The 13,552-nt window shown below is 65.1% G+C and carries 13 protein-coding genes; 6 read left to right on the top strand and 7 right to left on the bottom strand.

The window, feature by feature from the left end; all coding sequences use genetic code 11:
- Positions 1–24 precede the first annotated feature (24 nt).
- On the bottom strand, positions 25–1,227 hold the full coding sequence (locus PC358_RS03010) for an MFS transporter (protein WP_033697428.1): 1,203 nt from the start codon (positions 1,225–1,227) through the stop codon (positions 25–27).
- 113 nt (positions 1,228–1,340) lie between these two features.
- Positions 1,341–2,240 (bottom strand): LysR family transcriptional regulator, encoded by a 900-nt coding sequence (locus PC358_RS03005; RefSeq protein WP_033697426.1) that lies wholly within the window; start codon positions 2,238–2,240, stop codon positions 1,341–1,343.
- Positions 2,241–2,357: 117 nt separating this feature from the next.
- Here PC358_RS03005 and PC358_RS03000 point away from each other — a divergent pair, with 117 nt between their 5' ends.
- The 3 genes from PC358_RS03000 (at position 2,358) to PC358_RS02990 (ending at position 6,760) form a co-directional block, all read left to right on the top strand.
- On the top strand, positions 2,358–2,708 hold the full coding sequence (locus PC358_RS03000) for a cupin domain-containing protein (RefSeq protein ID WP_033697425.1): 351 nt from the start codon (positions 2,358–2,360) through the stop codon (positions 2,706–2,708).
- A gap of 256 nt (positions 2,709–2,964) precedes the next feature.
- Positions 2,965–5,382, top strand: a complete 2,418-nt coding sequence (locus tag PC358_RS02995; RefSeq protein WP_033697424.1) for a glucose/quinate/shikimate family membrane-bound PQQ-dependent dehydrogenase — start codon at positions 2,965–2,967, stop codon at positions 5,380–5,382.
- Between the two features lie 109 nt (positions 5,383–5,491).
- Complete coding sequence (locus PC358_RS02990) at positions 5,492–6,760, top strand: carbohydrate porin (RefSeq protein WP_033697423.1); 1,269 nt, start codon at positions 5,492–5,494, stop codon at positions 6,758–6,760.
- A gap of 46 nt (positions 6,761–6,806) precedes the next feature.
- On the opposite strand, the gene argE is transcribed toward PC358_RS02990, so the two are convergent.
- Together argE and PC358_RS02980 are read right to left on the bottom strand one after the other, a co-directional pair.
- Positions 6,807–7,967, bottom strand: coding sequence for an acetylornithine deacetylase (gene argE, locus PC358_RS02985; protein WP_033697422.1), 1,161 nt, complete (start codon positions 7,965–7,967; stop codon positions 6,807–6,809).
- Complete coding sequence (locus PC358_RS02980; protein ID WP_033697421.1) at positions 7,960–8,634, bottom strand: DUF1028 domain-containing protein; 675 nt, start codon at positions 8,632–8,634, stop codon at positions 7,960–7,962. The genes argE and PC358_RS02980 overlap by 8 nt, the downstream gene beginning before the upstream one ends.
- On the opposite strand from PC358_RS02980, the gene PC358_RS27670 reads away from it, so the two are divergent.
- The 3 genes from PC358_RS27670 (at position 8,633) to PC358_RS02970 (ending at position 10,662) form a co-directional block, all read left to right on the top strand.
- Positions 8,633–8,827, top strand: a complete 195-nt coding sequence (locus PC358_RS27670) for a hypothetical protein (protein WP_156056739.1) — start codon at positions 8,633–8,635, stop codon at positions 8,825–8,827. The two genes, PC358_RS02980 and PC358_RS27670, sit on opposite strands and share 2 nt — an antisense overlap.
- A gap of 99 nt (positions 8,828–8,926) precedes the next feature.
- Entirely contained in the window at positions 8,927–10,246 is a 1,320-nt protein-coding gene (locus PC358_RS02975; protein WP_033697419.1) for a flavin-containing monooxygenase, read from the top strand.
- A complete protein-coding gene (locus tag PC358_RS02970; protein ID WP_033697417.1) occupies positions 10,246–10,662 on the top strand; it encodes a RidA family protein in 417 nt (138 codons plus the stop codon). Before PC358_RS02975 ends, PC358_RS02970 begins: the two co-directional genes overlap by 1 nt.
- On the opposite strand, the gene PC358_RS02965 is transcribed toward PC358_RS02970, so the two are convergent.
- Genes PC358_RS02965 through PC358_RS02955 form a run of 3 tightly spaced genes read right to left on the bottom strand, consistent with a single transcriptional unit; the run spans position 10,653 to position 13,542 of the window.
- The gene (locus PC358_RS02965; protein WP_033697415.1) at positions 10,653–11,459 is read right to left on the bottom strand and encodes a sugar phosphate isomerase/epimerase family protein; all 807 of its coding nucleotides are present in this window, start codon (positions 11,457–11,459) and stop codon (positions 10,653–10,655) included. The two genes, PC358_RS02970 and PC358_RS02965, sit on opposite strands and share 10 nt — an antisense overlap.
- Positions 11,456–12,196 carry an SDR family NAD(P)-dependent oxidoreductase gene (locus PC358_RS02960; RefSeq protein WP_033697414.1) on the bottom strand — a complete coding sequence of 247 codons (741 nt, stop codon included), beginning with the start codon at positions 12,194–12,196 and terminating at the stop codon, positions 11,456–11,458. The genes PC358_RS02965 and PC358_RS02960 overlap by 4 nt, the downstream gene beginning before the upstream one ends.
- Entirely contained in the window at positions 12,193–13,542 is a 1,350-nt protein-coding gene (locus PC358_RS02955; protein WP_050506041.1) for an MFS transporter, read from the bottom strand. Before PC358_RS02955 ends, PC358_RS02960 begins: the two co-directional genes overlap by 4 nt.
- Positions 13,543–13,552: the final 10 nt, after the last annotated feature.

Raw genomic sequence — 13,552 nt, 5'->3', positions numbered from 1 at the left:
CCCTTTCGCGACGCAAGGCCGCTCCTACAAACCCCGCCGGGCCTGGATGAGGAACACGATCAGCGCCACCCCAGGCAACCCGGCGCCCACCAGCGCTACCCCGTGCCAGCCGAACTGGGCAAACAGCGCACTGGCCACCGCCGAGCCCAACGCCCCGCCCAGAAAGATGCTGGTCATGTACACCGCGTTCAGCCGCCCACGGCTTGCCGGGTCCAGGGCATACACTTCACGCTGGCCTATGACCATGTTCATCTGCACCGCGAAGTCCAACAGCACGCCTGTCAGCGCCAGGCCGATCACGCTGAAGCCAGGCGAAGTCAGCCCGATCAGCAGCGCCACCGGCGCCAGCAGCAAGGCCGCCAGCGAACCGGCACGGGCATGCCCGGCATCGGCCAGGCGCCCGGCCAAGGGCGCGGCCACAGCGCCCACCGCACCGACCAGAGCAAACAGCGCGATCTGGCTCTGCGACAGGCCGTACTGCCCTGCCAACGCCAGTGGCACCGCGGTCCAGTACAGGCTGAAGGCCGCGAACATCAATGCCTGATACAGCGAACGCTGACGCAGCACCGGATAACGGCGCAGCAGCGCGATCAGCGACATCATCAGCGCGGCATAGCTGGCCTTGTGCTCGGGCACTCGCCGCGGCAGGGTCAGGGCCAGCAGCACGATGATCGCCAGCATCACCCCTGCCGCGCCGATGAACACGGTTCGCCAGCCGAAATGGTCGGCCACCAGGCTCGACAACGGCCGCGCCAGCAGAATGCCCAACAGCAGCCCGCCCATGATGTTGCCGACCACACGCCCACGCTGCTGCTCGGGTGCCAGGTGCGCCGCCAGCGGTATCAGCATCTGCACCGCCACCGAACTGAACCCGATCAACAGCGCATAGCCCAGAAACAGCTGGCCCTGGCCACTGCCGCTGGTGCCTGCCAGTAGCAGGCTGATGCAGGCCAGCACCGCAGTGGCGATCATCAGCCAGCGGTTTTCCAGCAGGTCGGCCAGCGGTACCAGCAACAGCAGGCCCAGCGCGTAACCCAGCTGGGTCAGGGAAACGATCAGGCTAGCGTGCTCGTTGGAAAGCCCCAGGTCTGGCGCGATCAGCCCGACGATGGGCTGGGCATAGTAGATATTCGCGACGATGGCGCCGCAACAAAACGCCAGCAGTGTCACCAGGGCCCGGCTCAGGCCGATGGCCGAGGGCTGCTCTGCAGCTAGGGAGGGGTTCATGCGATGTACCTCGACAAGGGACGGAATATGCCGCACACCTTACCCAGGCGTGCCGCAGGCGAGAATCCGGCCAGCACGCAACAGGGCTTTGCACCCTGCGCAACGCTGGTGTTTCAGGGGGCCAGCAAGCCTTCACAGAAGCCGATGAACGCCTGCACCCGACGCGAGCCGCGGTGGTTGGGCAAGTACAACGCATTGATGCTGTCATTGGCGGTGCCGGGGCTGACCTGCCAATCAGCGAACACGCGCTGCAGCGCGCCGCCAGCCACATCCTCACGCACCAGCCAGTCGGCCAGCAGGGCAATCCCGCTACCCGCCAGCGCGGCTTCACGCAACAGGTCGGCATTGGCGCTGCGCAGCGGCCCGCTCACGTCCAGCTCCAGCACCTGCTGCCCGCGGGACAGGCGCCAGGGGCGAGCTTTTTGCCCATAGCGAAAACGCAGGCAGGCGTGCTCCATCAACTGTTGCGGGTGGGCCAGCGTTTCGCGACCGCGCAGGTAGGCGGGGCAGGCCACCAGCCAACGCTCGAACCGACCCAGAGGGCGGCACACCAGCTCATCATTCGGCGCAGGGTCGCCCAGGCGGATCGACAAGTCGTAACGGCCATCGAGCAAGTCATCCAGGCGATCGCTCAGGTCGATGTCCAGCTCCAGGGCCGGGTGCCTGGCCAGAAACGCCCCCAGGTGCGGCGCGATCACCCGGCGCCCGAATTCCACTGGCAGGCACAGGCGCAGTACGCCGACCGGCTCCTCGCCCCGGTCGGCGACACTGGCATCGGCTTCGTCCAACGCTTCGAAGATGCCCCGGGCACGCGCGTAGTAGCGGGCGCCCGCCTCGGTCAGGCTGACCTGGCGGGTCGAGCGGTTCAACAAGGTCGCCCCAAGCTCCGCCTCCAAGGCATCGACCAGGCGTGTCACCGACGATGTCGCCAGCCCGAGCTTGCGCGCTGCTGCAGAAAACCCCTGAGCATCGACGGTCGCCGCGAACATCTTCATGGCCAGGAGTTTGTCCATTTTTCGTCCATCGTTGAAAACTCGGAACGGTCCTACAATCTAGTGGGCGGGTCAAGAAGCGCGCGGCCCGGCAATCACGTCCATATTGGAAGCACCTCCCTTTGAACGAGATGACACATGGTGCCCCTCAACGTGCTCAGCCCCCTCCCGCCCTGCGACCCGACCTCTGCCGAGCGGGTCGACGAGCTGCTCAGCCGCCCCGGCGTGCGGATAGAGCGCATTGTCTCGAGCGGCCAATGCAGCCCGCCGGGGTACTGGTACGACCAGGCCGAAGGTGAATGGATCGTGCTGCTGAGCGGCGCAGCCGGCCTGCGCTTCGAGCATGAAAAGCATACCCGGCTGCTGGAGCCTGGCGATTGTTTGGACATCCCGGCGCATTACCGCCACCGCGTGGAATGGACCGCACCCGGTACCCCGACTGTCTGGCTCGCGGTGTTCTACAGCAGCACCAACCCGTGGCCCGACTGAGGCTGTGCGGTGCAATCGGGGCCTGCAGGTGCTGCAGGCTTTCGCGGGTAGCGACTCGACCAAAGTATGAGTACCGATTGCATAGCCCGCATGAACGCCTTGTTTACTGCAATTTTCAGCGCCTGATCTAAACTTTTGCCGACACCTTGGCAAGTTCAGCCCTGCGACAATCAGCCTCACAAAACTTTGTACTAACTTGTTAATTAGCTTGCTAAGGGCTTAAACTGCGCACATTCCACCTGCTGAGATCCCTGGCATGAAAGAAACACCGCGCGCCTCTGGCGCCACAACCCTCATTCTGGTCGGCCTGGGCGTTATCGTCGCCCTGCTCGGCCTGCTCCTGGCCGCTGGCGGCATCAAACTGGCCGGCCTCGGCGGCTCCTGGTATTTCCTGGTCGGCGGGCTGGCCATGGCCATCGCCGGTATCCTCATCGCCCGTCGCAAGGTCGCTGGGGCCTGGCTGTATGCCGTGTTCCTGATCGGCACCGCGATCTGGGCACTGATCGACGCGGGCCTGGTGTTCTGGCCGCTGTTCTCCCGCGTGTTCATGTTCGCCGCGATCGGTATGGTGGTGGCGCTGGTCTACCCGCAGCTGGTCCGCGCCAACGGCGGCACCACCGGGCGTGGCGCCTACGGCATCGCCGGTGTGCTGGCGGTGGCGCTGGTGGTTGCTGCAGGCAACATGTTCGTCGCCCACCCAAGCGTCGCCCCTACCGGCAAAGGCCCTGGCATGACCCCGGTCGAAGCGGGCAAGGAGCAGAAGGACTGGGCCCACTACGGCAACACCGAAGGTGGCAGCCGCTTCGCTGCGCTCGACCAGATCAACCGTGACAACGTCAACAAGCTGAAGGTGGCCTGGACCTACCACACCGGTGACGTCGCCATCAGCGACGGCAACGGCGCCGAGGACCAACTGACCCCGCTGCAGGTTGGCAACAAGGTGTTCATCTGCACCCCGCACAACAACCTGATCGCACTCGACGCCGACACCGGCAAAGAGCTGTGGAAGAACGCAATCAACGCCCAGTCCAAGGTCTGGCAGCGTTGCCGCGGCATGGCCTACTTCGACGCCACCGCGCCGCTGGCCCAACCGACCCAGCCGAACAGCTCGCCGATTGCCGCGGCCACTGTGGCGGCCGGTGCCAACTGCCAGCGCCGCTTGCTCACCAACACCATCGACGGCCGCCTGATCGCAGTCGACGCCGACACCGGTGAGTTCTGCCAGGGCTTCGGCAACAACGGCCAGGTCAACCTCATGGCCGGCCTGGGTGACGTGCCGGACTCCTTCTACCAACTGTCGTCCGCACCGCTGATGGCCGGTACCACCGTGGTGGTTGGCGGTCGCGTTGCCGATAACGTCCAGACCGACATGCCAGGCGGCGTGATCCGTGGCTTCGACGTCATCACCGGGGCCATGCGCTGGGCGTTCGACCCAGGCAACCCGGAAGACCGCAACGCCCCGGCCGACGGCAGCAGCTACGTGCGCAGCACCCCGAACAGCTGGGCACCGATGTCCTACGACCCGGCCATGAACACCGTGTTCCTGCCGATGGGTTCGTCGTCCACCGACATCTATGGCGTTGAACGCAACACGCTGGATCACACCTACGGTGCGTCGGTACTGGCGCTGGATGCCACCACCGGCAATCAGAAATGGGTCTACCAGACCGTACACAACGACCTCTGGGACTTCGACCTGCCGATGCAGCCAAGCCTGATCGACTTCACCAAGGACGACGGCAAGACCGTGCCTGCGGTGGTGATCGGTACCAAGGCCGGGCAGATCTACGTGCTTGACCGTGCCACCGGCAAACCGCTGACCCAGGTCGACGAAGTACCGGTCAAACCGAGCAACATCCCCAATGAGCCGTACTCCCCGACCCAGCCGAAATCGGTAGGCATGCCTCAGATCGGCGCGCAGACCCTGACCGAATCGGACATGTGGGGCGCTACCCCGTATGACCAGTTGCTGTGCCGCATCGACTTCAAGAAAATGCGCTACGACGGACTGTACACCGCGCCAGGCACCGACCTGTCGCTGAGCTTCCCGGGCTCGCTGGGTGGCATGAACTGGGGCAGCATTTCCACCGACCCGGTGCATGGTTTCATCTTCGTTAACGACATGCGCCTAGGCCTGTGGATCCAGATGATCCCGTCGCAGAACAAAGGCGATGCCGCTTCGGGTGGCGAAGCACTGAACACCGGCATGGGCGCCGTACCCCTCAAGGGCACGCCTTATGCGGTGAACAAGAACCGCTTCCTGTCGGTTGCCGGCATCCCCTGCCAGGCACCGCCGTTCGGCACCCTCACCGCCGTCGACATGAAAACCCGCCAGATCGCCTGGCAGGTACCGGTCGGCACCGTCGAGGACACCGGCCCGCTGGGTATCCGCATGCACCTGCCGATCAAGATCGGCCTGCCCACCCTGGGCGGCACGCTGTCGACCCAAGGCGGCCTGGTGTTCATCGCCGGCACCCAGGACTTCTACCTGCGCGCCTACGACAGCAGCAACGGTAATGAAGTGTGGAAGGCCCGCCTGCCGGTAGGCAGCCAGGGTGGCCCAATGACCTACGTTTCGCCGAAAACCGGCAAGCAGTATGTGGTGATCACCGCCGGTGGCGCGCGTCAGTCGACTGACCGTGGCGACTACGTGATTTCTTACGCACTGCCATAAACCGCGTCACCCCCCTCGCTGGCAAGCCGGCTTCCACAGGCCCTACACGGAACCTGTGGGGGCCGGCTTGCCAGCGATGAGGCCCTGAAAGATCAATCGAGACCCCGCAATGCCATCCGCAATTCGCATCACGTCTTCCCTGCTGCTTGCCTTGGCCAGCAGCAGTGCCCTCGCCGACGGCGACCTCATGAACCGCAGCACGATGACCGGTGACTGGGGTGGCCTGCGCCATCAGCTCGAAGAAGACGGCGTCAAGTTCACCGGCGACTACAGCGGTGAAACCGCCTACAACGCCCACGGCGGCCTGCACCGTTCGGCCCGTTACTCGCAGAACCTCAAGCTTGGCGTGCAGTTCGACCTGTCGAAACTGTATGGCCTGGAGAACGGCGGCAAGGTTCAGTTGACCATCAACGACCGCCGCGGCAACAGCGCCTCGGAAGACCTGGTGGGCAACCGCCTGCCGATCCAGGAGAACTTCGGTGGCCTGTACACCCGCCTGACCGAACTGAGCTACGAGCGCACCCTGTTCACCCCGGCCCTCAACGTCAAGCTCGGCTACATGGCCATGGGCAACGACCTCGGCGGCCTGGACAGCGGCATTCTGTGCAACTTCATGAACGCCGGTTTCTGCGGCCACCCGCTGAACATGTCCGGCGGCAGCGGCTGGACCAACTACCCCAACGCGCACCTTGGCGTGCGGGTCAAATACGACCTGTCACCGTCCTGGCAGCTGCGGGTGGCGGCGTTCAACGTCGACCCCGAAAGCAACGGCAACTCCAGCCGTGCCTGGCACCTGGGGCCCAAGCACACCACAGGCACCGTGGTGCCGGTGGAGCTGGTGTACAAACTGCAAGGCGAGCTGCCAGGCGAGTACAAGCTGGGCTACTACTACGACAGCTCCGACGTGAAACGTATCGGCAGCGACAAGGACGTGTCCGGCCGTGGCGGCCATTACGTGTTGATCGACCAGGCCGTGTGGAACGACCAGGGCTCGCCGGGCCGCAGCCTGCATGCCTTTGGCCAGTACTCGGCATCGAGCAAGGCCGCTTCGCCGTTCACCAAGTGGTATGGCGCTGGCGTGGTGCTGTACAAGCCGTTCGAAGGCCGCCCGCGCGATACCGTGGCCCTGGGCTATGGCCGCGCCGTGCCCAACCCGCGCAGCCGCGATGTGCTGGAAGACGCCGCGTTCGACGCAGGCCAGCAGTTCCCGGACATCGACAGCGCCGAACAGTTGATCGAACTGAGCTACGGCTACCAGGCCACCCCTTGGCTGAACCTGCGGCCGGATGTGCAGTACATCATCGAGCCTGGGGCGTTTTCGGGCAAAGCCATCGACAATGCGTTGGTCGTCGGTTTGCAGGTCAAGGCGACGTTCTGACCTAATTGGCAGTGACATCCTGGGGCCGCAACGCGGCCCCCGTTTTTCAGCCCTGCCGCAGGTAATCCACCAGCCGCAGCAACATGGCATCACACCCCTGCAACTGCTCGACACTGACAAACTCGTCCGGCTTGTGACCCTGCTCCATACTGCCAGGCCCGCAGACCACCGTCGGGATTCCCGCCTGATCGAACAGGCCGCCTTCGGTACCGAACGCTACCGTGCCGAACGCTTGCGAACCACTGAGCAACGCCACCAGCTGCGCCGCCTCGCTGTCAGCCGGCGTGGCCAGCCCCGGGTAGGCACTGAGTGCTTGCAGGCGGATATCGGCGCCCTCGTTGACGGCGCGCATGCGCGGCAGCAACTCGGCCTCGGCGTAGCCCTGCAACTGGTCAGCCACGCCTTGCGCGTCGAAGCCCGGCAAGGCACGCACCTCGAAGTCGAACTCGCACTCCTCGGGCACGATGTTCAGCGCCCTGCCCCCCTTGATCACGCCGGTCTGCACCGTGGAGAACGGCGGATCGAAACGCACGTCATGCTGCTCGGGCTGCGCCAGCCCCTCACCAATCTCGCCCAGCTTGCCGATCAGGCGCGCCGCGTACTCGATGGCATTCACCCCATAAGGCGCATAGGCCGAATGGCAGGCCGCGCCATGGACCTGACAACGCATGGCCAGCTTGCCCTTGTGGCCTAGCACCGGCTTGAGCTCGGTCGGCTCGCCAATCAGGCACAGCCGCGGTTTATGGGGCCGCTGTTCAAGCGCCGCGAGCATCGAACGTACCCCCAGGCAACCGACTTCTTCGTCATAGGAGAACGCCAGGTGCAGCGGCATACGCAAAGGCCGCGCGAGAAACGCCGGGACCGCCGCCAGCACCGAGGCAATGAAGCCCTTCATGTCCGCAGCGCCGCGCCCGTACAAGCGTCCATCACGTTCGCTCAGGGCAAACGGCTCGACCGTCCAGGCCTGGCCGTCCACCGGTACCACGTCGGTGTGCCCCGACAGCACCACACCGCCCACGTCCTGCGGGCCGATGGTGGCAAACAGGTTGGCCTTGGTGCCTTCGGCGTTATGGAACAACTCGCAGTCCACGCCAAGACCCGCCAAGTAGTCACGGATGAAGCCAATCAGCGCCAGGTTGGAATCGCGGCTGACCGTGGCAAAGCCGATCAGCCGGGCAAGCAGCGCGCGGCTGGCGAACTCACTCATTCCCCGGTACCCCGTAGCTTGGCGCTGCCGTGGGGTCGAGGGCGCGGGTCACGTAGTCCTGCATCTGGGGGCGATAGGCCTGCCACAGGCCATCCAGTTGCCCGATCGGGTCCTCATCGGCCCAGTCGACACGCAGGTCCACCAAGGGCCAGGTCAGCTCCCCGGCAATCTTCAATGCCGCAGAGTGCACAGGGCCGGCCTCGCCCCCCGCCGCCATGGCCGCGTGCATGGCCGCCAGCAGGCGGTCGGCCAGATGCCCCTCGGCCTGTTCGAAGGCGTGCACCATGGCCTCGATCACCTGCCGGGAAGACAGCAAGTTACCGGCCGCAGCGCACTGCTCGCCCGCCACGGCATCATGTACACCCAGGGCCTGCTTGCCGGTGAACAGCGCAACTTGGCCATGGCTGTCGATCACCGTGACCTGGCGGTATTCGCTCCAGCCGTTGGCATTGAGCACCCGGTCCAGCGCAGCAGGCGGCAGCTGCCCCTGCTCCAAGGCATCGAGCAGCTGCGGCCCGAGGGCCGGCAAGGTGATGTTCTGGGTCGCGACCGCACCCACACCTGCACGTACCCAGGGGCAGCGTGCCCCTACCGCAATGCTCGACGAACTGATGGCGATACCGACCTGGCCGGTTTCCTGGCAGCGACCGATGATGGAGAAAGTCATGTCATGGCTCCTGTTGTTCTGTCCAATGCACGCCATTCTGGGTGGAAGCATCCAGCACGCGAAACGACCTTTTTCCGAGGGCTTGAGCAGGAAAAAACTAAGCCCCTCGCCCGCGCTGCGAAAAAACGCCAAAACACCGCTGCAAGCCACGCGAATCAAGGCCTTCGCCGTTTTATCGGCAAGCACCAGCTAAATACTATTTTCGCCATTTGTGCTGCATCCCTAGTCTGGCCCCAGGCAACGGCGGTCCTCCAAACCGACCTTACAAAAACCGCCAGAAAAGGGCTCGGACATGACTCTGAACAACATCGAAATCGACACCCTCGTCGTCGGCGCCGGCCAAGCCGGCGTGGCCATGAGTGAACACCTGAACAAGCTCGGCGTGCCGCACCTGGTACTGGAGCGCAACCGCATCGCCGAAGCCTGGCGCACCGGCCGCTGGGACTCGCTGGTCGCCAACGGCCCGGTCTGGCATGACCGCTTCCCGGGGCTCGAATTCAACCTCGATGCCGATGCCTTCGCTGGCAAGGAGCAGGTCGCCGACTACTTCGAACAGTACGTGCGCAAGTACAACCTGCCGGTACGCACCGGCATCGAAGTGAAGAAGGTGGTGCGCAACAGCGACCGCCCCGGCTTCACCATCGAAACCAACGAGGGCGTGATCCGCGCCAACCGCGTGGTCGCCGCCACCGGCCCGTTCCAGCGCCCGGTGATTCCGGCCATTGCGCCGCAAGACCCGCGTCTGCACCAGATCCACTCCGCCGCCTATTTCAACCCCGAGCAGTTGCCCGCAGGCGCCGTACTGGTGGTTGGGGCAGGCTCTTCGGGCGTGCAGATCGCCGAAGAACTGATGCGCGCCGGGCGCCAGGTGTACCTCTCGGTCGGCGCCCATGACCGCCCGCCGCGGGCCTACCGCAACCGCGACTTCTGCTGGTGGCTGGGCGTGCTGGGCGAGTGGGACGCAGAAATCGCCAAGCCCGGCCGTGAGCACGTGACCATTGCCGTCAGCGGCGCACGCGGCGGCCACACGGTGGACTTCCGCGCCCTCGCCCACCAAGGCATGACCCTGGTCGGCCTCACTCAGTCGTTCAGCGAAGGCGTTGCCCGCTTCCAGGACAACCTGGCGGACAACATTCGCCGTGGCGACGAGAACTACCTGGCCCTGCTCGATGCCGCCGACGCCTACATCGAACGCAACGGCCTGGACCTGCCAGAAGAGCCCGCAGCTCGCGAGCGACTGCCCGACCCAGAGTGCGTCAGCAACCCGCTGCTCGAACTCGACCTGATAAAGGCCGGCGTCAGCAGCATCATCTGGGCCACCGGCTATGGCGTGGACTTCAGCTGGTTGCAGGTCGACACCTTCGACGCCAACGGCAAGCCTCAACACCAGCGTGGCGTTGCCCGCGAACCGGGCGTGTACTTCCTCGGCCTGCCCTGGCTGTCACGTCGCGGCTCGTCGTTCATCTGGGGCGTGTGGCACGACGCCAAGCACGTCGCCGGCCACATCGCCACGCAACGGACCTACCTGGCCTACCGCGACAGCGATCAACGCGCAGCGGATGACCAGCAACAACCCACGATCAGCAACGTCAGCACCCTCGGAGCCCACTGATGCCTACCCATACCCGTATCCGCATGTTCAACACCAAGGTCACCTACCCCAACCAGACCCTGGACAACGACCTGTGCCAGGCAGTGCGCGCCGGCAACACCGTCTACGTACGCGGCCAGGTGGGCACCGACTTCGAAGGGCGACTGGTGGGCCTGGGTGACCCACGGGCACAAGCCGAACAGGCGATGAAAAACGTCAAGCAGCTGCTTGAAGAGGCAGGCTCGGACCTGTCGCACATCGTCAAGACCACCACCTACATCACCGACCCGCGCTTCCGCGAGCCGGTGTACAAGGAAGTCGGCAAGTGGCTCAAGGGCGTGTTCCCAATTTCCACCGGGCTGGTGGTGGCAGGCCTTGCCCAGGCCGAGTGGCTGATGGAGATCGATGTGATCGCCGTGGTGCCGGATCAGGCTTGAGCCACCGCCTGCGCACTCAGCCAGGCCTGCGTTACCCGCGCAGCCGCCGTTAGCCGCTGTGCCCCGTGCAACTGGGCTGACGGCACTTCCACGCTGAGGCTGACGCCTTTGGGCAAGGCTGCGAGCAACTGCACCAACGGCAGTTGCCCGTCGCCCGGCAACTGCCGGCCCTGGCGCGCTTCCTGGATGATGCCGCTCTCGGGTGGCGCCTGCAGGGGCGCATCGCATAACTGCACGGCCTGCAAGTAACGCGGGTCGATGTGGGCAAGGTCCGCCACCTGCCCCCCCGCGCGAAACAAGTGCAGGGCATCGACCAGCACACCGCTGTTGCCTTGCCCCGCCCCTGCCACCACGCTGTAGGCCTGCTGCACGGTCGCCACCGGCCGCCAGCGCATGAACTCAAGGTCCACGCGCAGGCCATAACCCCGCGCCAGCACGCACAAGGCCGCGAAGTGCCCGGTCAGCCGCGTGAAATCGGCGTCATCCCCCGACACCGTCAAGCTCACCGCCCCCAGCTCTGCACCTGCCGCCAGCAAAGGCTCGTAATCGGCGACCACCACCTCGGGTGTCAATGACACGAACTCGATGTCAGCGACCCGCACGCCCTCGCCCGCCATCACCGCCTTGAGCTCACGCAGCGCCTGGCTACCCGCCGCTTCCGGGTAAGCCAGTGCACCCGGCAGCACCGGATGCAAGCGCAGCCCCACCGAACTGAAGCCGGCACGGCGCGCCTCGCGCACCAGCACCGCAGGCGCCAGGTCCAGCGCCGTCAGGTGAGCGACGCCGAGGCCACTCAATAGGTCGCCCTCCCGCCGCTGAGGTCGAACACGAAGCCGGTGGTGAAACTGCACTCGGGCCCGGCGATCCAGCTCACCATGTTGGCGATTTCCTCTACCTTCAGGAACCGCCCCATGGGGATCTTGGCCTTGCTCGCGGCAATGTGCTCCGGGGTCATCTCGGCCATCAGCGGTGTTTCGACCATGGCCGGCGCCACGCAGTTGAGCAACACGCCATCCTGCGCCAGCTCCTTGGCCGCGGCCTTGGTGAAGGCGATCACCCCCGCCTTGGCTGCCGAGTACGCCGAGATGTATTGCACGCCATCCTTGCCGGCCATCGAGGCGACATTGACGATGCGCCCGTAGCCGCGCTCACGCATGTGCGGGATGGCGGTGCGGCAGCAATAGAACACGCCGTTCAGGTCAATGGCGATGACCTTGTCCCAGGCCGCTGGCGGGTATTCCCACGCAGGCACCACCGGGCCATTGATACCGGCGTTGTTGACCAGGATCTCGACCTGCCCGACCTGCGCCAGCACATGGGCGAAGGCCGCCTCTACCGAGGCCAGAGACGACACATCAACCGACTGACGCAGCACAGGCTCGAAACCCTGCTCGGCCGCGTCCCAGCCATCGACCGCGAGGTCCCAGATCACCACCTGGGCGCCGGCAGCGTGCAACCGCTGCGCAATGCCCAGGCCGATGCCACGCATGCCGCCGGTGACGATTGCAGTCTGCCCTTGCAGGTATTGGCTCATTGCTTTGCTCCATTATCGAGAGAGGGAACGTCTGGCAGGCGACGCAGGTCGCTCACCATGAACAGGTAACACAGCGCCCCCAGGACGGTGATCGACGACACGAAGACCAGGGCCCAGACAAACGAGCCGGTCATTGACACGATGATGCCGATGGTCAGTGGGGTGACGATGCCCGCCGCGTTGGCGAACAGGTTGAACAGGCCGCCACTCAAGCCCAGCAGGCCTTTGGGCGCGATATCGGAGACGATCATCCAGGCCAGCGCCGACATGCCCTGGGCAAAGTAGGCGATGCAGAGAATGGCGATCACCAGCGCGTCGGACTCGACATAGTTGGCCAACACAATCACCGAGGCCGTGAGCAGGCCGGCAATCACCGGCAGCTTGCGCGCCACGTTCAGGGAGTAGCCACGGCGCAGCAAGGCGTCGGACAACCAGCCGCCGACCAGGGTCCCCAGCGACGCGGCGATGAAAGGCAGCACTGCGACCCAGCCGACCTTCAGCCACGGCATGTGCCGCTCGGTCACCAGGTACGTCGGAAACCAGGTCAGGAAGAACACGTTGGTCGAGTTGCAGGCAAACTGCCCCAGGCAGATACCCAGCATGTTGCGGTGCTTGAGCAACGCCGGGATCTGCGACCAGCGGAACACCGTGGCTTTCTGGCCACCGTCGACCACGCCGCCGCCGGCGGCGATGTAGTCGAGTTCGGCCTGATTAGCCGTGGTGGACTGGTGCGGTTCATGGTATTTGCGCCACCAGACCAGGCCATACAGGATGCCCATCAGCCCGACCGCCATCAGCAGAAAACGCCAGCCGTAGGCATGCAGCACCCAGAACAGCAGCGGCGTTAAAAAGGCCAGCCCGGTGTACTCGGCGAAGGTGTAGATACCGGTCGCCCTGGCCCGTTCACTCTGCGGGAACCAGGTCGCCACCACGCGGCTGTTGGTGGGGAAGCACGGTGCTTCGGTCACCCCCACCAGAAAACGCATGCCCAACAGCGACAGAAAGCCCTGGGCCAACCCCTGCAAGCCGGTGAACAGCGACCACAGCGTCAAGGCCAGCCAGTAGGTAAACTTGGTACCCAGCCGGTCGATGAGGATCCCGCCCGGGATCTGCGCCGCCGCGTAGGTCCAGGAAAACGCCGAAAAAATCACCCCCATCATCGCCGCATTCAGGCCCAGGTCGGCACTGATACTGGGCGCCGCAATGCCCATCACGCTGCGGTCGAGGTAGTTGATCATGGTGCCGCCAGATATCAGCGCCAGGATCATGAAGCGCGTGCGGGTGCGTTGTTGCAGGCGTGCAGGGGTGTCGAACACCCCCAAGCCGATGTTCTGCTCAGTGTTCATGACGGTTGCT

The organism is Pseudomonas capeferrum, from assembly GCF_000731675.1.
In the GTDB taxonomy this organism is placed as follows: domain Bacteria; phylum Pseudomonadota; class Gammaproteobacteria; order Pseudomonadales; family Pseudomonadaceae; genus Aquipseudomonas; species Aquipseudomonas capeferrum.
The sequence above is the reverse complement of the archived record's forward strand: the minus strand, read 5'-3'. Positions and strand labels throughout refer to the sequence as shown.